Source organism: Paenibacillus glucanolyticus NBRC 15330 (assembly GCF_004000885.1).
GTDB lineage: Bacteria > Bacillota > Bacilli > Paenibacillales > Paenibacillaceae > Paenibacillus_AQ > Paenibacillus_AQ glucanolyticus.
Map to the genome: position 1 here is coordinate 139525 of NZ_BIMC01000002.1, position 19507 is coordinate 159031.

The window sequence follows — 19507 nt, forward strand, 5'->3', positions numbered from 1 at the left end:
TAAAAGGCGTGGAATTACGACAGTTGCAATACTTTGTAAAGGTTGCGCAAAAGGAACACGTTACCCAAGCGGCAGAAGAGCTTCATGTGGCTCAGTCAGCCGTCAGCCGTCAAATTCATCAGCTGGAAGAAGAGCTTGGTGTTAATTTGTTCATGCAAAAAGGCCGGAATCTGCAGTTAACTCCGGTAGGTCAGCTTTTTTGCAAACGGGTGGAGAGCATCATGAAGGATTTGGACCGCGCGGTCGTCGAGATACATGAATTTCTGGATCCGGAGCAGGGAGAGATTCGCATCGGTTTCCCTCACAGCCTGGGCATTCATCTCATTCCGTCCATTGTGGCTGAGTTCCGCAAGAAATATCCGAACGTGAAGTTCCGCTTCAAACAGGGGATGTTCCCGACATTGATCCGGGACGTGGTCGGGGCCGAGGTGGATTTGGCCTTTGTATCCCCTTTTCCGGATCGACATGATCAAGTGGATGGGGATATCGTGCTGACAGAGGAGCTGTTTGCGATCCTGCCGCCGAATCATCCGCTTGCCGGAGAGCAGTCCATTAAGCTGGAACAATTGAAAGAGGAGCGCTTTGTGCTGTTCAGCAAAGGATATTCCCTGCGTCCGATTGTGTGGCACGCATGCCTGGAAGCTGGATTTACGCCGAAGATTGCCTTTGAAGGCGAGGAGACGGATACGATTCGCGGACTGGTTGCTGCCGGCATGGGGGTCAGTCTGCTTCCTGAAATGGCGCTCTTCCAGACGAACCCGCTCCAACCGGCTCGCGTTCGGATTTCCGAGCCGAAGGTAACGCGTTCGATCGGTCTGATTCACCGTGCCGATGAGAAGCTCCCGCCGGTTGCTCAGGCTTTCCGCGCGTTCTTGCTTCAATACTTTGGTATTGACCCGTCACCAAAAAAGGAAGGGAAAGCGGACACCGCTTCAGCTCCCTAGGTTGGCTTCATTAAATTACGAGAAAAACATCATCAAATATAAAAAGAGGGCTTTCCTCTCCACCGATCAATGGTGAGAGGAAAGCCCTCTTTGTTAGTTCTTATACCGATGTTATGTTAATCGCGGTTGCTTGTAAAGATCATAATATAACGAATCAGCTCCAGCAAGGAGATCAATGCAGCAGCGACATAAGTCAATGCAGCAGCGTTCAATACCTTAGCAACTCCACGTTCTTCGTCATTGGCAATGTAACCTTCCTGTACCATGAGCTGGCGAGCACGGTTGCTCGCGTTAAACTCGACCGGCAGGGTGACAAGCTGGAAGGCAACGGCACAAGAGAAGAAGATGATGCCGAGACCGACAAGGTTCATGGCCTGGAACAGGAAACCGGCAATCAAGAGAAACGGCGCGATACCGGATGCAATGTTAACGACCGGGAACATCTTGTGACGGGCAACGAGCATCGGATAATGCTCGGCATGCTGGATGGCATGGCCGACCTCATGACAAGCAACAGAGACAGCTGAGATGGAACGCTCGTAATATACAGGCTCTGACAGACGGACAACACGCTTGGTCGGATCGTAGTGGTCAGACAGCGCGCCTGGCACCGGTTCAATGGGAACATCGTGAAGACCGTTGGCATCCAGCATACGCCGGGCTGCATCATAGCCGGTCATGCCTGTGCTGTTCTCAACCTTGGCCCACTTATTAAATGTGCCTTTAACACGGAATTGAGCCCATAGTGAGAAAATAAACGCGATTATAATGAGAATAAACATCCAGTCAGAATACATTTATCATACCCCCATACTAAGTTGTAATTTGGCGCGGCATTGTTACATCGAAGTGAACTGATTCAGCAAAATTTGAAGTGACTCGATACAAGCAGCTCCTTTGGGAAGAATATTAGCAAGTACCTCCTTGGCTTGACTGGGCTTTAGTTCGCTCAGGAGTGGATTGAGTTCCTTAACATCCCGTTCCAGCTGTTTCATCTGTATTTCGAGCTTGGTCAGCTTTTCCGTCATTTCGGAATCATCGGCAACTGACTTCCACCGATCCAGTCTTTCCTTAATCTCATCGAGAGTATATTTCTCTTGCTTTAACTGATTAATACGTTCGAGAGTGCTTAAGGTTTCAGAACTGTACAACCGGTAGTTTTTTAACGTCCGTTTTTCAGGGGAGATCAAACCCAGCTTAGTATAGTAGTCAATGGTTCTTTCGCTGATTCCGGCAGCCTTGGCCAGTTCGCCTATCCGGAAAAGGTTTCCGCTCATGATCCCCATAATCATCACCTCACAAGCCTTCATTGAATTGGACATTAATGAATGCATTTATATTTTCATTTTAATAGAAATATGATACATGATCAGGAACCATACAGTCAAACGTCATAGTTGTGACGAAAAAACCTTGCAGTTAAGCCTTTTTTTAACTACATATGATGTAAGGTCATTTGCACTGTATGCGCTTAATGTTATATTACATTACATAAAAGACGTATTTTGGACTTTTTTTTGAAAAAAACCGTTGCGAATTTTCAAGCGTCCCCCTATAATGACAATATGAATTCAAGGATATGTTATATTAGTTAACACAAAGGGGAGTGTAAAACATGAAAAAAAGATGGCTAGGTTTAATGGCGGGAGTAATCGCACTACTCGCATTCCCGGCGAGCGCGTTCGCCGCTGATGGGGGAGCCACAAACGTTGAATTAACGGCTGGTTTGAATTCCGTGTTCGTATTCTTGGCAGCTTTGCTCGTATTCTTCATGCAAGCAGGATTCGCTCTGCTGGAGGCCGGATCGGTTCGTATGAAAAATGCGGGGCACGTTGCAGGTAAAACATTCCTGACTTTCGGTATTTCGATCGTAGCATTCTGGGCGCTAGGATTTGGTCTAGCATTCGGTAACGGGAACAGTTTTTTCGGATTTGAAGGTTTCTTCTTAAGTGGTGACAATGCATCGGGTTCATTCGATTCATTATCGGCTTATGATGTGCCTACCACGATAATGTTCTTGTTCCACTTATCCTTTGCGGCCGTATCCCTGGCTATCGCTTGCGGCGGTATGGCTGAACGTGCAAAACTGAGCGTTTATATCGTGTTCGGCTTACTGTTCACCATCGTGATTTACCCGATTGTTGCTCACTGGGTATGGGGCGGTGGATGGCTTGGGGCTCTGGGCATGCAGGACTTTGCCGGATCGACCGTTGTTCACTTGACTGGTGCTACGGCAGCTTTGGTGGCTACCATTCTTCTGAAACCTCGTCTGGGCAAATATAATAAAGACGGGAAGCCTAACAGCATCCCGGGCCACAACCAGGTCCTATCTGTCCTCGGCGTATTCATCATCTGGATCGGCTGGTTCGGATTTAACCCAGGCAGCACCATCTCCGCACTTACGGACGGATTCTTCGGTTTCGTGGCATTGAATACAAACATCGCCGCTGCGGCAGGTGCACTTGCAGCACTGCTGATCTCGTGGGCGGTTCTTGGCAAAGCAGACATTCCTAGCATGCTGAACGGTATCCTTGCTGCATTTGTTGCAATTACAGGCGCTTGCGCATTCGTAGAGCCGTGGGCGGCCGTTGTTATCGGTGCGGTTGCGGGTACGATTACTTTCTTTACCGCTCAGTGGTTTGATCGCAAAGGCATTGATGATCCGGTATATGCATTTTCCGTACATGGTATTGCGGGTATGTGGGGCGCAGTGTCCACCGGCTTGTTCGCAGCACCAAGACTTGTTGAAATTACGGGTGTAGGTAAGGCAGGGCTGTTCTACGGCGGCGGCTTCGGACAGCTTGGGGTTCAGCTTCTGGGTCTGATCGGTACGTTTGCATTCGTTCTTGTGATCTCATTCATTATTCTGTACATCATGAAAGTTACGATGGGTATCCGTGTAACGGAAGAAGAAGAATTGATGGGTCTAGATATTAGTGAGCATGGTACTTATGGATATCCGGAGCAAATGAAACTCCTGGTGGAATCGGAAGGCAAATCTCCCGAGTTTCGTTCCGGAAGCAAAATAACTCCTGGAAGCGATGCGTCATTATAAGTCCTAACCATGAATTGCTTATGAAGCATGTAATAAGGAGGCCGCGGCATGAAACCTCTGAAATCCGTAAATCTGTTTCCGGTATTCTCGGAAATTCAGAAAGCAGTATCAGCCCAGCAATTACGAGATGAACGGATCGCTTGTCAGAATCATCTCCTTGAGAAGCGTAGTGACATGGAGCTTAGAGAATGGATCGCTTCTGTGAATCGGATGCACGATCTGATTGGGCAGCGTGCCGCGGCTATCTGTGAGCAGGACATGTGGGAGGCTGGCTACGGCCGGCCTCCTGCACGTTATGCGTTTGTTGCTTTTGGCAGCAGCGGAAGGCAGGAAGCTACGTTGTGGAGCGATCAGGATAACGGTCTGATCCTTGGCGATGAGCTGGGCGAGGAAAACCTTCCATTTTTTCGGGAATTTGGACTTCGTCTATCGGATCTGTTGGAGTATACAGGCTACCCTAAATGTTCGGGAAAGGTGATGTGTTCCGAACCGTTGTGGAGTAAACGCCTAGAGGATTGGAAGAATCAGATTAGTGATTGGTGCAGCGACCAGCAGTGGGAGCCGATTCGCAATTTCATCATCGCTGCGGACCTGCGTCACATCTCGGGTGCTGGCGAGCTTACGGAAGCCTGGACGGAGCATTTCCGCAGTTCCGTTGAACAGCATCCGGACATCGGCAATGCCGTGCTTCGGAACACTGTCAAGCACAAAGCAACGCTTAATGTGATGGGAAGGATTGTCACGGAACGGTTTGGTGAGCATGCCGGAGATTTTGATGTGAAGTATGGCGTGTATATCCCTCTTGTAAACAGCATTCGAACGATGGCATTACAGCGAGGCATCATCGAAACCTCCACGCTGAAGCGAATGGAGAGGGTCATGCTGCTGGAAGGAGGCAACCTGCTTCTGGAGAGTGTCCAGCGTGCCTTCCTGACGGCGCTTCGTTTAAGAAACGACACACCGTATCGGATCGAGAATGGACTGATCACAAGCAGCGGTTATATCCCGCAGGAGCAGCTTAAGAGCAAAACCATGCAGTATGAGCTTCGCGATACACTTGGTGTTGTCAGGCGGATACACCGGTCATTGCAGCGCGAGCACCGTTTTGCGGAAAGGAGGAACCCATGACGGAACCGGTACAATCAAACGGCGGCTTCTGGAGATCGCTGCGCTCAGGTAACATTAATTCCGCAATCGCCTCCATGCGCGGGGCACAGACAGCGCAGCAGCTCGCCTTCATCCGGTCCCAGATGAAGGATAACCGGAGACCGGAGGTCCTTGGAACTCCACTGGACGAGCTTGAGGTTGTTGTATTCGATCTGGAGACAACAGGGTTCAATCACCAGCATGGCGACGAGATTTTATCATTCGGTGCAGTCCGGGTCATCGGGGAACAGGTTATCGAGCAGGAGTCCTTTCATATGATCGTGAACAGTGGTTCCCCTGTCCCTCCATTTATAACCGAGCTGACAGGCATCACGCAGCATATGGTTGATGCAGCCCCGCCTTTAATGGAGGGGCTGCATGATTTCATGGCTTTTGTAGGGGGCAGGGTTCTGGTCGCCCATGCAGCTGCGCATGATCGGGGATTTCTGAATGCAGCTCTGTGGAAAACTTCAAAGGTTCGCTTGACCCACAGGCTGCTCGATACGATGATGCTGGCGCAGAGGCTATATCCGGAACAGACGGATTACAGCCTGGATGAACTGCTGCGAAACTGCAGCATTCCGGTGGAGGGCAGACATCACGCACTCTCGGACGCGCGCATGACCGCCAGGCTGTGGGCGGACTATATAAAAGAGATTCAGGCGCGCGGGGATGCAACTACACTGGGAGATATGTACGTTTATTTAAGCGAGGCATAACAGCGGGGAGCCCGTTATCCTTCCTGGATATCAAAAGGAATCGGGGCAAGGGCGTACGACTCCGCATTGTGCTGTGCCAATGTGTTTACTTTACAAGGGTCAGGGGATTCCAGGCGTGTTTTTCCCCTGATAATCTTGTAAGTATGAAGCTGAAGCGAATGGTTGCCAGAGGCAGCGGAGACTGTCGGTGCTGCGATGACATACACCTGAAGCAATCCACCGAAGGTTGGAAGCTGAAGCATATCCTCTCGGGATGGCTCGGGCGAAGTGTGCGGGTGGCTGTGAAACAAGCCGACGAGTCCTTTTTCGGTTAAAGCCAGACGGGTCCAATGAACCGGATCCAGATGAAATGAATGCAGCGGAGACTCCGCTGTATTTTTTACGGGAATAAACTGTGTAACGGTCAACGTCCGACTTGCCGCCCGTGAATGCCCGATAAGGACCCCACAAGCTTCCTGCGGCAGGCAACCGTACATATGCTCCGTTATATGTTCAATAACCTCTGCGTGCAGCAGGAGCTGCTCCAGGGGCGCGTCGCATGGTGTCATCTTTTTTCCTCCAGACAAAATTCAGGTCGTGGCGTGTTTGAAAGATTAGGGTTTCAGGGTACAATAGGGACTATAACTAAGATAAGCAAAGGAACCTATACCTATGAAACGTAACCTGATCATTATCGCTCTGCTCATCGTCGCAGCAGGTGCGGTTATCTATAATCAAGCCGGTGATCAAATTCAAGCCGTATTCATGCAGGAAAAACCGCTCCCGACAGAGACCGGGGCCCGGGCAGGGCTTCTGGCTCCTGCATTTACCCTGAAGGGGATGGACGACAAGTCTTATGCCGGCGGCGGAGCGCGCGATAAAGCCATGATCATCAACTTCTGGGCATCCTGGTGCGAACCTTGCAAGCAGGAAGCCCCAGAGCTTGACAAGCTGGCAGAGAAATATGCAGATGAGCTTGAAATCTATGGCGTGAACGTGTCCAAGTACGACAATGAGAAGAAAGCTCGTCAATTCGTCAAGGATTTTAAACTTCGATATCCGATCCTGCTTGATCCGAAAGGAGAGGTGTTCGAGAATTTGTATAAAGGGCAAGTGTTCCCGACCAATGTCCTTATCGATCGAAATGGCGTGATCCAAGAAATTATTCTTGGCGCTCCTGCTCCCGAGGATCTTCACAAGAAGGTTGCCAAGCTGGTGAAGTAATCGTCAGATGGAGGTAAGACATCAAAAAGCGCGTTCCCTATGTTCATAGCGGATACGCGCTTTTATTTATATTTCAGAAATCAATGATTAATCAAGCCTTGCCTTGCGGCGGATTCATGTGTCTGCTCCGGTGAAATCTGGCCTAGCAGCGCATAGCGCATACTATCCACAAGTGCTTCCCAGCTCGCCTCAATGACGTTGCTGGATACGCCAACCGTGTTCCAGGCATTCTCGAAGTTCTTGGATTCGATCAGAACCCTTACTTTAGCAGCGGTTGCGTCCTTGTCATCCAGCACACGGACCTTATAATCAGCTAGATGCATTTCCTTGAGTGTCGGGAAGTATTGGACCAGTGCTTTACGCAGTGCATTATCGAGCGCGTTGACAGGACCGTTGCCTTCCGCTGCGGTATAGATGCTCTCGCCGGCCACGTTGACTTTGACGAAGGCTTCGGAAACGACCGGCTGCCCGGCTGACTTCTCCACCAGCATTTTGAAGGATTCAAACGTGAACAGCTCCTGAAGCTCTCCGTTCGCTTCCCGAAGAAGCAGCTCCAGCGAAGCATCCGCGCCTTCGAATTGATAGCCTTCGTGCTCAAGCTCCTTGATCTTGCCAATAATATGCTTGGATTGCTCGCTGGCCGGATCAAAGGCCAGACCCATGTCCTGCGCTTTGGATACGATATTGCTTTGTCCTGCCAGCTCCGACACCAGCACACGCTGCTTGTTTCCGACCTTCTCCGGCTCGATATGCTCGTACGTTCTGGAATCGCGCAGAATCGCAGAGACATGGATGCCTCCCTTATGGGCAAAGGCAGCGTTGCCAACATACGGCTGATTAACCGGCATATTCACGTTGGCGATTTCGCTGATATAACGTGCGGTATTTGTCAGGGTGCGGAGTTTATCGTCCCCGATGCAATCATAACCCAGCTTCAGCTGGAGATTCGGAATGATGGAGCACAGATTTGCATTGCCGCATCGCTCTCCGTATCCGTTCATGGTGCCTTGGACATGCTGGACACCAGCCTGTACAGCGCTCAGGGTGTTGGCAACGGCAAGCTCGCAATCATTGTGTGTATGAATGCCGAGTGGAGCGCCAGGGAGCTGCCCCGTTAGAGAAGTGACGATGTCCGAGATTTCATGCGGCAGACTGCCTCCGTTTGTGTCGCACATAACGAGCCAGTCAGCACCTGCATCTCGTGCCTTGGACAAGACGGCAACGGCATATTCCGTATTGTTCTTAAAGCCGTCAAAAAAGTGCTCGGCATCAAAAATCACTTCCAGGCCTCTCTGTTTAAGGAAGGCGATGGAGTCATAGATCATGGCCAGATTCTCTTCAAGAGTCGTCTGAAGTGCGGTGTGAACGTGGAAATCCCAAGACTTCCCGACCAGGGTAGCCGCTGAGACTCCGGATTCCAGTATTCGAAGCAGATTGGCATCCTGATCAGCAATGGAACCTTTGCGGCGGGTGCTGCCAAAAGCGGTTACTTTTGAAGTCAGGCCGAGATCCTGGACTCTTTTGAAAAATTCGATGTCCTTGCTGTTGCTTCCCGGGATACCGCCTTCAATATAATGAACACCAAGTGCATCGAGTTTCTTGGCGATTTTGACCTTGTCGTCCGCTGACAAGCTGATTCCTTCGCCTTGGGTTCCGTCGCGAAGTGTCGTATCAAAGATGGAAATGGACTTAGACATGATGTCCTCCTTTGGGTGTCCGGGATTGGACCGCATTGTTTATAATTTTGTATTATAGCATTTCTTTGCGGGAAAGTAACAGAGTAAAAAACTTTTCACAAAGCGTCTCCATTGTTGACCATCGTCAGGCGTGAGCGTTATGCTGAAGGCATTGGCCGTATTCTTTGATTCCTGATGAAATATAACATAGGACATTCCGATGTCTAAGCCAAATATAATGGAATGGAGGTCTTGCCATGATTCAATATTCTGATGAACAGGTGACGGTTTTTCAAAGTGCGTTATTTCAGACCACTTCAACGGTCATCCAGCTGGATGAAAGCATCATTATCATCGATCCGAACTGGCTGCCGCACGAAATCGATGAAATCCGTGAACATGTTAACGGGGTTCGGGGAGGCAGGGATTGTTATCTCATCTTCACGCATGGAGACTATGACCATATAATTGGATATAAAGCTTTTCCGGATGCCAAGACGATTGGAAGTGCCGGACTCCGAGATCACCCGGACAAAGAGCGTAAACTGAAATTAATTCGTGATTTTGATGCTTCCTATTATATTACTCGCAACTATCCTATAGAATTCCCTGTGCTTGATATCGTTATCGAGGAAGATGGACAGCAGCTCGCACTAGGTTCCACGACACTAACGTTCTATAAAGCGCCGGGACATACGGCTGACGGTCTGTTCACCGTGATTGACTCCGTGGGCGTATGCGTATTTGCAGCCGGTGACTACTTATCCGATTTTGAGCTCCCGTTTATCTACCACAGTGCATGGGACTATGAGGGGACGATTCGCCAAGCTGCAAGGATACTGAAAGAGCATCCGGTAACTCTGCTCATCCCGGGGCATGGCCAGCATACGACAAGCCAATCGGAGATGGATCGAAGAGTGGAGATCGCCCGGAGCTATCTGGAGCGGCTGCGTCAGGCTGTGGTTGATGGCGATGATATGGCCCTTGATCAGCTGCAGGAGGAGCACGGATTTGTCTCCGAATTTACGGCGGAGTGTCACAAGGAAAATGTGAGAATCATTCAAAATGAGTTTCAAGCTGAGGGCAGTCATCAGAGTTAAGTAGAACCGAACCGAAAGAAAGAAGGAATCCGTCCGTGGGACATATCGACCATTATTATCCGGCCAGCGGCCGCGTTATTCTTCATGTGGATATGAATGCTTTTTACTGTTCCGTGCATGAGGCGGAGGAGCCTGAGATCTATCGGGGCAAGCCTACGGCTGTTGCAGGCAGCATCGAGCTGCGAAAAGGCGTCATTGTGACATGCTCCTACGCCGCACGGTCACTCGGCATACGCACCGGAATGAATGTGAGGCAGGCCCTGCGGATCCACCCTGACTTGATGATTATCCAGCCTGATTTTCATCTTTACCGCAAGTATTCCAATGCGTTTATGAATATAGCTTATGCGTATACCCCGTTATTGGAAGCGACTTCGATTGATGAATGTTATCTGGATATTACGGGCTCGAAGCAGTTCGGCACGCCGCTGGATATCGCCCGGGAAATCCAGGAACGCATTCGCGAGGAGCTGTCACTGCCATGCTCCGTCGGCATTGCTCCCAACAAACTGCTTGCCAAGATGGCCTCGGATATGAAAAAGCCCAATGGGCTGTCCGTCCTGCGGATTCGGGATGTGCCGCAGGTGCTGTGGAACAAGCCATGTGCGGAATTGTTCGGCATTGGCAGCAAGACCGCCGAGAAGCTGCGAAAGCTGAATATTCAGACCATCGGCCAGCTCGCCGCTGCTGAAGAAAGCCTGCTAACCGCCACGTTCGGTGTCATGGGATCGTGGATGAAACGCGCGGCCAGCGGCATAGACCATGCGCCGGTGGTCGCAGAACGGGAGCAGAGCAAATCGATCGGGCACACCACCACGCTTCCGCAGGATGTTACCTCGGCGGATGAGGCGAGAAGGGTGCTGCTCAATCTGAGCGATCAGGTGGCACGCCGGCTTCGCAAGCAGGGGCTGATGACCAGTGGTATACAGATCACGCTCCGTACACCGGATATGAAGACCATTACCAGATCCAGACATCTCGCTATCCCGACGGAAACGACGGAGGATATCTACCGCGAGGCGTGTAAGCTGTATGATCGGCACTGGAAGCAGGACAAGCCGCTCCGTCTTCTCGGCGTAACGCTGCAGCAGCTGATCGCCAAGGAGGAATCTGCGATTCAGCTGGACTTGTTCGATTATGAGAAACAGCCGAAGAAGGAGTCGTTGACCCGGGTCATGGACGAACTGCGCAATAAATTCGGCGAGAGTGCGGTGCTGACCGCGGGAATGCTTGGCGATGATCCATCGTCACTCATCCGCAATCATAAACGGCGAGGGACTTCCTTGCAGATGGATTTTGTAAGGGATCTTGAGCAGGGTAACAAAAAGACCGAGCGACCCTCCTCCGAGGAGGCAGATCGCAAATCATTTGACAACTAGTTAAAGTTGTTGATTTCCTTAAGTGTGGAGCCGATTTTTGTCGGAAAATCTTAGGAAATATATTTGTATTCCTAAAAAAATTGTATTAATATATGTAGATGGTGACGGGTGACCCGTCATATTATACTATGTCTTATAGAGATGTTTATAGATATACAGGAGGAAGAGAGACTATGGCGAAGTTTACTTGGGTAGATAAAGATACCTGCATCGCTTGCGGCGCATGCGGCGCAACGGCACCCGATATTTATGATTACGACGACGAAGGCCTGGCAGAAGTTATTTTCAACGGAGACAACAACCGCGGGGTAACCGAAATTCCGGAAGATATGCATGACGATATGCTGGATGCTTGCGACGGCTGCCCGACGGATTCAATTCGGATTGCAGACGAGCCGTTTGACGCAGAATAAGAACACCGCTCGATCCCTGATATTCCATCTTAATTGAACTTATACCGACGTCCTCTGCTCCTCAACGGCAGGGGGCGTTTTTTCGTATATAGGCATTCATACATATTTGGTGTCATTATACCGATATACAGGATAATAGAGGTGAAAATGTCATATAGGAGGCTCTCGAATGAACAATTCGCTGTACCTCAAAAGGTATGTGGAGACGCATCCTGATAATAAAATGGCCTGGTATTTGTTGGGCAAGGAATATGAGCAAGCCGGTGAACAGGGGAAGGCCAACTATTGCTACAATAAGGCGGAGGGAGTCTACGAAGCCTTTGAGCTCAGTCAGGTTCCGTCTGATATATGGAAAAATTATGAGCAGCGTTTATTGGAGATGGAGAGGGATAAGGACCTCAAACGGAAACGCATCCGGCGTTTGCTTGCAGCGCTGGTGTTATTGCTATTGGTATTCATTCCGCCAGCCCAGGCGCCAGGCTCTTCTTCAGCGGAAGTTGCAGAAGGCAGATTCCCGCCGGATGAGCCGGTTTCAGCTTCTTCCGCCAATAAAGGGAAGAATCATTCCCGTAACGAACCCCTATACATAGCCGTTGCATCCGGTCAGGCGAATAATTCCTCCGGCATGCTGCCCTCACTCCTCCAGCAGCCTCGGCAGCTGCCTGCCTGGTCTGTTGCGCTTGGAATGAAGCGCTCGGGCAAATGGCTGCTATGGAGCAAGGATATGGAGCGATTATACGGACTGCACCGCAATGATCAAGGGGCTATCGCCATTCAGCCTTATGAAGGAGCAGCAGGAGAATGTAATTGTGAACCCGCGAGCAGTTCGGCGCTTAAGCGGGGGGCGGAACGATGGGCGAACTTGCAGGTCGAAACGGCGGTTCTGCAGGAGGCGGCCAACAGGTATAAGGCCAGGCATGACCAGCTGCCGAAGAGCTTGAATGATCTGACACAACCGTATCCTGACAATTGGCTGTCGGGACGCTCCAAGGCGATGGAGGACATGTTCGGGGCTCTGATGAAGCAGCAGTCGCAGGGAGCAGGCGGACAAGGGAATCAACAAGAGCACATGACAGAAGAGCCGGGGTACTGGGGAACTTCACCGAAAGGCGATCCTTTTTTTGAGCAGCCGCTTCAGGTTATCATTGATCGCAAGCATCATCGTCTTGCCGTTGTAAGCGGCTCTGTCCTGCTGCGTAATTATGCTGTCGGGCTAGGCGGAGCGAAGACGCCGCTGGGCGATTTTCATATCAGTGATAAGGTTGTGAATCCGAACGGGACCACGAAGGGTCCCTATGGCACGCGGGGAATGCAGCTTTCCGATACGTTATACGCTATACACGGCACTGAAGATGTGGACAGCATTGGAGCGAATGAATCCGAGGGGTGTATTCGAATGCTCAAGCAAGATGTGGAAGAGCTGTTTGACATGATTCCGATGGGGACAGCCGTGAAAATCCGGGAAGGGGTCCTTCCTGAAGAACTGTGGACGCCGAAAGAGCGCTTTAAGCTCAAGCATTCCCAGGGTCAGACTAACCCCGGCAAGGTGTACCACTGGCTGGATTAAGGCTGGGCAATAACAATCAGAACGATAATCAGGATAATAAGAAGAGCGATGCCGGAGCCGATCCATACGAGGGCCTTCTTATTAACCTCTTCTTTTTTCTGCTGCAAAGTTGGAGGTTTACGTTTGGCTGACATGGTCTTTCCCCTCTTTCTCTTATAATCGCGAAAATATTTATACAACCTTCTATTATTGTATAAGGTTTGTCCTAAAATTACCATATCACTTCCTCATTAGTCGATAGCCTGGTTTATGCTGAAGAACTTTCTTTTTGAGACAGAAACGGATAAACTGAAGGATAGAGAAATAACTGGATGAGAGGAAGAGTGGATGTGCTGTACCGCAACATAGGCAAACCTATATTTTTTAAACTGGATCCCGAAAAGGCTCACCACCTTGTCGTTGGCGGGCTTGGACGTGCCTCCGGCGTGGTCGGCGCAGACGCTGTCATGCGGGGGATGTACGGTGTTAGCGAAACACCGGATTTGGCTGTGGACCTGTTCGGGCTTCATTTCCCGACACCGGTCGGACTTGCCGCCGGGTTGGATAAAAATGCACAGGCCGTCAAAGGATTCTCCTCCATCGGCTTCGGATTTATGGAAGTAGGCACGGTGACCCCGAAGGGACAACCGGGCAATGAACAGCCGCGATTGTTCCGGCTTCCTCCGGATGAGGCGCTCATCAATCGGATGGGCTTCAACAACGAAGGTGCAGAGGCGATGGCAAAGAGGCTGTCAGCACTCAAGGAACGCCGTATTCCGGTTGCCGTGAATATCGGGAAGAACAAAGCGACTCCGAACGAGAAAGCCAACGGTGATTACGAAGCTTGCATCCAAGCTTTATTTCCGTATGGTGACTTTTTTGTTGTCAATATCAGCTCACCCAATACGCCGGACTTGCGCAGCCTTCAGCATGGAAGCGAATTGGCATCTTTGCTGGAAGCCGTTAAGAACGAAATGTCACGGCAAGCCCAAATCCATGGAGGCGATAAGGCCGTTCTGGTGAAGATTGCGCCGGATGTAAGTGATGCCGAACTGGAGTTCATGGTGGATACGATTAGCACAAGCGGCGTTTCGGGTATTATCGCAACAAATACAACGCTTTCCCGGGAGGGTCTGACTCACGGTCATGCCAAGGAAATCGGCGGCCTTAGCGGGAAGCCGCTGCGTGAGCGCTCTACAGAGATTGTATCCCGCATTTATAAGCAGACGGGCGGTTCGCTTCCGATTATCGGGTCTGGCGGGATTTTTACGGCGAGAGATGCATATGACAAAATACGCGCAGGCGCAAGCCTGGTGGAGATTTATACAGCACTTATCTATGAAGGGCCTGAGGTGAACCGCAAGCTGCATTCCGGTCTTCGGGATCTGCTTGCACGGGATGGATTCAACCATATTTCCGAAGCCGTCGGGGCTAATCATCGGTAAAGGGGTTAAAGACAGGAGGCAAGGCGATGGACGTTAGAGACTGGGGGACATTTTTGCTTCCGTATGAGCAGACCGTTGAGGAATTGAAGGTCAAATTCAAGACGATGCGCTCCGAGCTGAAGAAGCGGGAGGAATACGCACCTATCGAATTCGTAACGGGTCGGGTCAAACGGATCTCGAGCATACTGGACAAGGCGAAGCGCCTCAATGTGCCGATGGACGAGTTGGAAACCGGGATTGAGGATATCGCAGGCATTCGAATCATGTGTCAGTTCGTGGAGGATATCCGGCGGGTTGCCGAATACATCCGGGCACGGAAGGACCTGACCGTATTATTTGAGAAAGATTATATTACCAACTTCAAAGAAAGCGGCTATCGCAGCTTTCATATGATTATCGAGTACCCGGTGCAAACTGCCCTGGGACAAAAGAAAGTTCTTGCCGAAATCCAGGTCCGCACATTGGCCATGAACTTCTGGGCGACGATTGAGCATTCGCTCAGCTACAAGTACCGGGAAAGCCTTCCGGATGATATCCGGGCACGGCTGAAGAAGGCCGGAGAAGCAGCCAACACGCTGGATACGGAGATGTCGAGCATCCGCGAGGATATTTTGGAGGCACAGCGCAAGTTCGAGGATGACTCGAATATTACGACGCAGGTGCTGAATGCGATTCACAAGCTGTATTTCTTCCACCTTGTTAATGAGGCGATTGCATTTCAGAGCCGGTTTAACGTGATTTGGCAAAATCACGACATGGATGCGATGAAGGTACTGCTCGACGAGGTCAAAGAGCTGCTCTCCGAAGCGAAGAAGAAAGTAAACGAACATGAGTTATGAACCGTTATACGTAGCTTACCTGGTATATTTCAACCGCGATCAGGATTATTTCGAATGTCATGAGGTGCTTGAGGAGCTGTGGCTTGAGCAGGACCGCGATCCAAGATATAAGGGACTGCTGCAAGTGGCTGTGGGGCTCTTTCATTTTCGGAACAACAATGTAAGAGGAGCGTACAAGATGTTCACCAGCGCCGTATCCCGGCTTGAGGTGTATCCTGAGGATGAACTGGGAATCTCCCTTGGGAAGCTGATGAGTGAGGTGCGCCGTTATGCCAAGCAGCTGTCGTCCTATGACGCTCATCCTTTTCCCTATAGGGATCTGACCATAGAAATTGGGGATACTGAGCTTAGGCAGGCGGTTGAGATGGCTTCGGAGAATATAAAACCCAACATTCCGCAGCGGCGAAAGCCGGAACGGTCACATTCCCATTGAATGGGAAGTGCCAAGGGGAAACAAGGTGAAAAAAAGAGCTGCCCGTCTGTAGAGTGATCTACTCCGGGCAGCTCTTTTATGCGGAAATGCAGTGATCAGGATTCGGTGCCTTTGTATTTGTTATCGATGAACTCTTTGATCTCCTCGACGGATTTTCCTTCATCATGAAGCCGCTTGGCATCCTGCAGCTCGGTCAGACAGATGCCGCATTGGGCGCCATGGTCCGTCCATTTGACTTCGCCGTCCTTGCTCTCGGCGATGAAGCAGCGGTGGAGGGAATCGTGATAGCCGGTTTCCTCATCCATACAGCCGCAATAACATTTGATATCCTTGATGATGTCCTCTAATTCGGCGACCGTGGCATAGGTTGCTTGCGTATTGTCGGTATAACTCGACAGGAATTCCGGCATGACCGTCAGGCTCGCAGTTGTCTCGTATCGTTCAGAATCGGCGCCGTGCTGATGCCCCACAGCGGATTCTTTGCCGCCGCAAGCGGTAAGCAGCATGCCTGAAATGACGAAGGTAAAGAGTATAGCGCGAGTGCGGTTCATGGCGTCACGCTCCCCTTGTATTTATCAAGGAATTGCTTGAAGTCTTCCACCGAGTAGCCTTCACTGGAGCCTTCCGGCTTCAATCCGCCAATCATGCGTTCTTTCTCCACACCGTTCTCATAGTAGACAAGCGTTGGGGTGAACTCAATATTGTATTCCCTCCAGCCTTCCTGGTACTCACGGAGGTTATACTGGTGCATCGTAATGCCGGCATCATCTGCCAAAGGCATCAATTCCGGGGTTGTCGCCCGGCAGTGCGGACAGTCGGAAGCAAAGAAGTATACGAAAAAGTTCTCTTTGTTGTCTACCTTGCTCTTCAGCTGATCCGGCAAAATAATTTGCTGGTAGTTCGGATCATTAAGGAGTTCCTGCGTGGCCGGGTTCAGGCTGGAGACCTTCTTACCGCCATACAATTCGCTTGCTTCTCCTTGACCGTTCAGGAAAAAGAGTGCAGCGACCAATACAATGAAGACTCCGCCAAAGGCGTATAACGCGGTGTATTTATTCTTTTTTTTGCGGTTCATGGATCCACCCCCTAATGATTAATAATAACAAGGACTTGTCCTTTTTAATGTAGTTTATTATACAATATTAAAAGTCGGAGCGGAACATGCGAAAGTCCGCTTCGGTAATGCGAAAATATCATTCAAACCGATACGATACAGAACAGGTAGGTACTTAGTATGGCATTACGTCTGCCTTCGCCGTTTCTGGCGAAGATGAAATCGCTGCTTGGCGAAAACTATGACAATTTTATGAAGTCGTATGAACAGCTTCCGTATGCAGGCATTCGGGTCAATACGCTGAAGATCAGCAGAGAGGAATTCCTGAAGGTATCGCCCTTTGAGCTGGAGCCCATTCCCTGGTGTTCTACCGGTTTTTATATTCGGGATGGGGAACGCCCGGGACGGCACCCTTATTATCATGCAGGGCTTTATTATATACAGGAGCCCAGCGCCATGGCGCCGGTTGAATTGCTGGGCGTTGCCCCTGGGGATATCGTGCTGGATCTGTGCGCAGCCCCTGGCGGCAAATCCACGCAAATTGCGGCCAAGCTGAAGGGGGAGGGAGTACTGGTCAGCAATGATCTTCATCCCGACCGGACGAAGGCGCTGGCCAAAAACCTGGAAATGTACGGCGTCCGGAACGCCGTCGTTCTTAATGAGGACCCGGAGCGGATTGCCGGGGCTTTCCCCCGATTTTTCACGAAAATATTAATTGATGCTCCCTGCTCCGGCGAAGGAATGTTCCGTAAAGACGAATCCATGCTGAAGTATTGGGAAGAATCGTCTCCCCTTAAATTTGCAGAGATGCAGCGGGAAATCTTGACGTCGGCTGCAAAAATGCTTACGCCTGGAGGTCGGCTCGTGTATTCCACCTGCACCTTCTCACCGGAGGAGAATGAGGGGATGATTGCGGAGTTTCTGAACAACCATCAGGATTTTCGCTTAGTCCCAGTGGAGCATTCGGACTATTTCTCCCCGGGTGAAACCAAGTGGCTGACAGGACAAGGGCACGTGGGGGACGACGTACTGATACAGCTGACCGGAACGGCCAGGTTGTGGCCGCATAAGGTGAAGGGTGAAGGGCATTTTATGGCTGTGCTTCAGCGGGAGGGCGAGCTGACTTCAGGGGATGACGAATCGAAACGGGCTGCCTTGATGCTGCAGGACCATTCGAACGACGGGACGCTTGCCGTCTCCTCCCGAACTGATAAACCGCGCGAGCGCAAAGGGAAACTGTCACTCCGGGAAGAAAAGATGGGGCAATCCGGGAAAAACAGTAAAAGCGGTAAAAGTGCTGCTCGTCAGCAGACATCACGCCGGGGCAGTGGGGATCGTCAGGCGGATTACATCTCAATCGATCCGTTTTATGACTTTATCCGCGAGCAGCTGCATGGAAGTCTGTCAGGATACCCTGTGTTGTATGGAAACCACGTGTATATATCTTCGCTGCCGGAAGATCGGCTGAAGCAACTGAAGGTGATCCGTCCTGGATGGTATATGGGACAACTGAAGAATGAACGGTTCGTGCCCGGTCATCCCCTGGCGACGGCGCTTCATCCGGAGGAGGCTGCAAGATATGTGAGTCTGTCCTCCGAGGACGGGGAAGCGGTACGTTATTTGAAAGGCGAAACCCTGTCGATCTCTGAGGAGCGCGTGGTATGCCGTCAGGGTCCTGAAGCTAAGGGTTATGTGTTAGTCTGTATAGACGGGTACTCAGCGGGATGGGGCAAATGGCAGGCAGGCATGCTGAAGAATGAGTATCCGGCAGGTTGGAGGTGGACATCGGTATGAGTGCAAAGGGAAGAACAACGCAAAGATTGGACAAGGTGCTCTCTAATCTGGGTTTCGGCTCACGTGCCGAGCTGAAGAAAATGGCCAAACAAGGAAGCATTGTTGTTAATGGCACGGTGATGAAAGATCCCGGCAAACATGTTGATCCTTATACGGACATCATTGAGTTTGAGGGTGAGACCATTCAATACCGGGAATACGTGTATATAATGCTGCACAAACCTCCGGGTGTCGTTTCGGCAACAGAAGACCTTCGGGATCGAACGGTGCTGGATCTTCTGGACAAGGATTATCTTGTCTTCGAGCCGTTCCCGGTGGGCAGACTGGATAAGGATACGGAAGGACTGCTGCTGCTGACAAACGACGGTAAATTGGCCCATGAACTACTGTCACCGCGAAAGCATATCCCCAAAACCTATGAAGCGATTGTAGAAGGCCGCGTCGGGGAAGAAGATGCCCGGCTGTTTGCTGCGGGGGTCACCCTGGATGACGGGTATGCTACCATGCCAGCGGAGCTGGTGATCCATTCCCATGAGGAACGGGATGACGGAGTCATTCTGTCGCGCATCTCGCTGACGATTCATGAGGGGAAATTTCATCAGGTAAAGCGGATGTTCGAGGCGGTCGGCAAAAAGGTCGTGTATCTCAAAAGAGTCAGCATGGGTGAGCTTCGACTGGATAAAAGTCTCGAGATCGGGACATATCGGGAGCTGACCGAAGAAGAGCTGGCTTTGATTGGAAGAACAGCGTCATTATAGAGA

The 19507-nt window shown here is 50.7% G+C and carries 21 protein-coding genes; 14 read left to right on the forward strand and 7 right to left on the reverse strand.

Features of this window, described 5'->3' with window-relative positions:
* Window positions 1-8: 8 nt before the first annotated feature.
* Window positions 9-944 (forward strand): LysR family transcriptional regulator, encoded by a 936-nt coding sequence (locus PGL02S_RS04400; protein ID WP_006211695.1) that lies wholly within the window; start codon window positions 9-11, stop codon window positions 942-944.
* A gap of 116 nt (window positions 945-1060) precedes the next feature.
* On the opposite strand, the gene PGL02S_RS04405 is transcribed toward PGL02S_RS04400, so the two are convergent.
* Together PGL02S_RS04405 and PGL02S_RS04410 are read right to left on the reverse strand one after the other, a co-directional pair.
* Window positions 1061-1741 (reverse strand): zinc metallopeptidase, encoded by a 681-nt coding sequence (locus tag PGL02S_RS04405; RefSeq protein ID WP_006211694.1) that lies wholly within the window; start codon window positions 1739-1741, stop codon window positions 1061-1063.
* A 42-nt stretch (window positions 1742-1783) separates the two neighbouring features.
* Complete coding sequence (locus PGL02S_RS04410) at window positions 1784-2266, reverse strand: MerR family transcriptional regulator (protein ID WP_231888223.1); 483 nt, start codon at window positions 2264-2266, stop codon at window positions 1784-1786.
* A gap of 293 nt (window positions 2267-2559) precedes the next feature.
* Between PGL02S_RS04410 and PGL02S_RS04415 the strand changes: the two genes are divergently transcribed.
* The 3 genes from PGL02S_RS04415 to PGL02S_RS04425 are packed head-to-tail and all read left to right on the forward strand — an operon-like array spanning window position 2560 to window position 5864.
* The gene (locus tag PGL02S_RS04415) at window positions 2560-3999 is read left to right on the forward strand and encodes an ammonium transporter (RefSeq protein ID WP_036641579.1); all 1440 of its coding nucleotides are present in this window, start codon (window positions 2560-2562) and stop codon (window positions 3997-3999) included.
* A gap of 48 nt (window positions 4000-4047) precedes the next feature.
* Window positions 4048-5127: a DUF294 nucleotidyltransferase-like domain-containing protein gene (locus tag PGL02S_RS04420; RefSeq protein ID WP_036641581.1), complete on the forward strand. Its 1080-nt coding sequence runs from the start codon at window positions 4048-4050 to the stop codon at window positions 5125-5127.
* On the forward strand, window positions 5124-5864 hold the full coding sequence (locus tag PGL02S_RS04425) for a 3'-5' exonuclease (protein ID WP_006211690.1): 741 nt from the start codon (window positions 5124-5126) through the stop codon (window positions 5862-5864). Before PGL02S_RS04420 ends, PGL02S_RS04425 begins: the two co-directional genes overlap by 4 nt.
* Window positions 5865-5878: 14 nt before the next feature.
* On the opposite strand, the gene PGL02S_RS04430 is transcribed toward PGL02S_RS04425, so the two are convergent.
* The gene (locus PGL02S_RS04430; protein ID WP_036641583.1) at window positions 5879-6412 is read right to left on the reverse strand and encodes a M67 family metallopeptidase; all 534 of its coding nucleotides are present in this window, start codon (window positions 6410-6412) and stop codon (window positions 5879-5881) included.
* A 103-nt stretch (window positions 6413-6515) separates the two neighbouring features.
* On the opposite strand from PGL02S_RS04430, the gene PGL02S_RS04435 reads away from it, so the two are divergent.
* Window positions 6516-7067: a TlpA family protein disulfide reductase gene (locus PGL02S_RS04435; protein ID WP_006211688.1), complete on the forward strand. Its 552-nt coding sequence runs from the start codon at window positions 6516-6518 to the stop codon at window positions 7065-7067.
* Between the two features lie 80 nt (window positions 7068-7147).
* Here PGL02S_RS04435 and cimA read toward each other — a convergent pair whose 3' ends face one another.
* A complete protein-coding gene (gene cimA / locus PGL02S_RS04440; protein ID WP_036641585.1) occupies window positions 7148-8764 on the reverse strand; it encodes a citramalate synthase in 1617 nt (538 codons plus the stop codon).
* Window positions 8765-9000: 236 nt separating this feature from the next.
* Here cimA and PGL02S_RS04445 point away from each other — a divergent pair, with 236 nt between their 5' ends.
* The 4 genes from PGL02S_RS04445 (at window position 9001) to PGL02S_RS04460 (ending at window position 13202) form a co-directional block, all read left to right on the forward strand.
* Window positions 9001-9843 carry an MBL fold metallo-hydrolase gene (locus tag PGL02S_RS04445; protein ID WP_036641587.1) on the forward strand — a complete coding sequence of 281 codons (843 nt, stop codon included), beginning with the start codon at window positions 9001-9003 and terminating at the stop codon, window positions 9841-9843.
* Between the two features lie 35 nt (window positions 9844-9878).
* Window positions 9879-11222, forward strand: coding sequence for a DNA polymerase IV (locus PGL02S_RS04450; RefSeq protein ID WP_036641589.1), 1344 nt, complete (start codon window positions 9879-9881; stop codon window positions 11220-11222).
* Between the two features lie 173 nt (window positions 11223-11395).
* Window positions 11396-11635 (forward strand): ferredoxin, encoded by a 240-nt coding sequence (locus PGL02S_RS04455; RefSeq protein ID WP_006211684.1) that lies wholly within the window; start codon window positions 11396-11398, stop codon window positions 11633-11635.
* Window positions 11636-11804: 169 nt separating this feature from the next.
* Entirely contained in the window at window positions 11805-13202 is a 1398-nt protein-coding gene (locus PGL02S_RS04460) for a L,D-transpeptidase (protein ID WP_036641591.1), read from the forward strand.
* On the opposite strand, the gene PGL02S_RS28055 is transcribed toward PGL02S_RS04460, so the two are convergent.
* Window positions 13199-13336 (reverse strand): hypothetical protein, encoded by a 138-nt coding sequence (locus tag PGL02S_RS28055; protein WP_006211682.1) that lies wholly within the window; start codon window positions 13334-13336, stop codon window positions 13199-13201. The two genes, PGL02S_RS04460 and PGL02S_RS28055, sit on opposite strands and share 4 nt — an antisense overlap.
* Window positions 13337-13531: 195 nt before the next feature.
* Between PGL02S_RS28055 and PGL02S_RS04465 the strand changes: the two genes are divergently transcribed.
* From PGL02S_RS04465 to PGL02S_RS04475, 3 genes are read left to right on the forward strand one after another with little or no spacing between them, the layout of a single operon-like run.
* A complete protein-coding gene (locus tag PGL02S_RS04465; protein ID WP_173937162.1) occupies window positions 13532-14626 on the forward strand; it encodes a quinone-dependent dihydroorotate dehydrogenase in 1095 nt (364 codons plus the stop codon).
* 26 nt (window positions 14627-14652) lie between these two features.
* Window positions 14653-15465, forward strand: a complete 813-nt coding sequence (locus tag PGL02S_RS04470) for a GTP pyrophosphokinase (RefSeq protein ID WP_006211680.1) — start codon at window positions 14653-14655, stop codon at window positions 15463-15465.
* Window positions 15455-15898 (forward strand): DUF309 domain-containing protein, encoded by a 444-nt coding sequence (locus PGL02S_RS04475; RefSeq protein WP_036641593.1) that lies wholly within the window; start codon window positions 15455-15457, stop codon window positions 15896-15898. Before PGL02S_RS04470 ends, PGL02S_RS04475 begins: the two co-directional genes overlap by 11 nt.
* Before the next feature lie 95 nt (window positions 15899-15993).
* Here PGL02S_RS04475 and PGL02S_RS04480 read toward each other — a convergent pair whose 3' ends face one another.
* Both PGL02S_RS04480 and PGL02S_RS04485 read right to left on the reverse strand, forming a co-directional pair.
* Window positions 15994-16449 carry a PCYCGC motif-containing (lipo)protein gene (locus PGL02S_RS04480; protein WP_006211678.1) on the reverse strand — a complete coding sequence of 152 codons (456 nt, stop codon included), beginning with the start codon at window positions 16447-16449 and terminating at the stop codon, window positions 15994-15996.
* Complete coding sequence (locus PGL02S_RS04485) at window positions 16446-16973, reverse strand: thioredoxin family protein (RefSeq protein ID WP_036641594.1); 528 nt, start codon at window positions 16971-16973, stop codon at window positions 16446-16448. Before PGL02S_RS04485 ends, PGL02S_RS04480 begins: the two co-directional genes overlap by 4 nt.
* 159 nt (window positions 16974-17132) lie before the next feature.
* On the opposite strand from PGL02S_RS04485, the gene PGL02S_RS04490 reads away from it, so the two are divergent.
* Window positions 17133-18746, forward strand: coding sequence for an RsmB/NOP family class I SAM-dependent RNA methyltransferase (locus tag PGL02S_RS04490; RefSeq protein WP_036641595.1), 1614 nt, complete (start codon window positions 17133-17135; stop codon window positions 18744-18746).
* Window positions 18743-19504 carry a pseudouridine synthase gene (locus tag PGL02S_RS04495; protein ID WP_006211675.1) on the forward strand — a complete coding sequence of 254 codons (762 nt, stop codon included), beginning with the start codon at window positions 18743-18745 and terminating at the stop codon, window positions 19502-19504. The genes PGL02S_RS04490 and PGL02S_RS04495 overlap by 4 nt, the downstream gene beginning before the upstream one ends.
* Window positions 19505-19507: the final 3 nt, after the last annotated feature.

What these genes read in the sequence shown, in the direction of transcription:
- PGL02S_RS04405 (WP_006211694.1), bottom strand. Translation starts at nt 1,741, where the DNA reads ATGTATTCTGACTGGATGTTTATTCTCATTATAATCGCGTTTATTTTC.
- PGL02S_RS04410 (WP_231888223.1), bottom strand. Translation starts at nt 2,266, where the DNA reads ATGTCCAATTCAATGAAGGCTTGTGAGGTGATGATTATGGGGATCATG.
- PGL02S_RS04415 (WP_036641579.1), top strand. Translation starts at nt 2,560, where the DNA reads ATGAAAAAAAGATGGCTAGGTTTAATGGCGGGAGTAATCGCACTACTC.
- PGL02S_RS04420 (WP_036641581.1), top strand. Translation starts at nt 4,048, where the DNA reads ATGAAACCTCTGAAATCCGTAAATCTGTTTCCGGTATTCTCGGAAATT.
- PGL02S_RS04425 (WP_006211690.1), top strand. Translation starts at nt 5,124, where the DNA reads ATGACGGAACCGGTACAATCAAACGGCGGCTTCTGGAGATCGCTGCGC.
- PGL02S_RS04430 (WP_036641583.1), bottom strand. Translation starts at nt 6,412, where the DNA reads ATGACACCATGCGACGCGCCCCTGGAGCAGCTCCTGCTGCACGCAGAG.
- PGL02S_RS04435 (WP_006211688.1), top strand. Translation starts at nt 6,516, where the DNA reads ATGAAACGTAACCTGATCATTATCGCTCTGCTCATCGTCGCAGCAGGT.
- cimA (WP_036641585.1), bottom strand. Translation starts at nt 8,764, where the DNA reads ATGTCTAAGTCCATTTCCATCTTTGATACGACACTTCGCGACGGAACC.
- PGL02S_RS04445 (WP_036641587.1), top strand. Translation starts at nt 9,001, where the DNA reads ATGATTCAATATTCTGATGAACAGGTGACGGTTTTTCAAAGTGCGTTA.
- PGL02S_RS04455 (WP_006211684.1), top strand. Translation starts at nt 11,396, where the DNA reads ATGGCGAAGTTTACTTGGGTAGATAAAGATACCTGCATCGCTTGCGGC.
- PGL02S_RS04460 (WP_036641591.1), top strand. Translation starts at nt 11,805, where the DNA reads ATGAACAATTCGCTGTACCTCAAAAGGTATGTGGAGACGCATCCTGAT.
- PGL02S_RS28055 (WP_006211682.1), bottom strand. Translation starts at nt 13,336, where the DNA reads ATGTCAGCCAAACGTAAACCTCCAACTTTGCAGCAGAAAAAAGAAGAG.
- PGL02S_RS04470 (WP_006211680.1), top strand. Translation starts at nt 14,653, where the DNA reads ATGGACGTTAGAGACTGGGGGACATTTTTGCTTCCGTATGAGCAGACC.
- PGL02S_RS04475 (WP_036641593.1), top strand. Translation starts at nt 15,455, where the DNA reads ATGAGTTATGAACCGTTATACGTAGCTTACCTGGTATATTTCAACCGC.
- PGL02S_RS04480 (WP_006211678.1), bottom strand. Translation starts at nt 16,449, where the DNA reads ATGAACCGCACTCGCGCTATACTCTTTACCTTCGTCATTTCAGGCATG.
- PGL02S_RS04485 (WP_036641594.1), bottom strand. Translation starts at nt 16,973, where the DNA reads ATGAACCGCAAAAAAAAGAATAAATACACCGCGTTATACGCCTTTGGC.
- PGL02S_RS04490 (WP_036641595.1), top strand. Translation starts at nt 17,133, where the DNA reads ATGGCATTACGTCTGCCTTCGCCGTTTCTGGCGAAGATGAAATCGCTG.
- PGL02S_RS04495 (WP_006211675.1), top strand. Translation starts at nt 18,743, where the DNA reads ATGAGTGCAAAGGGAAGAACAACGCAAAGATTGGACAAGGTGCTCTCT.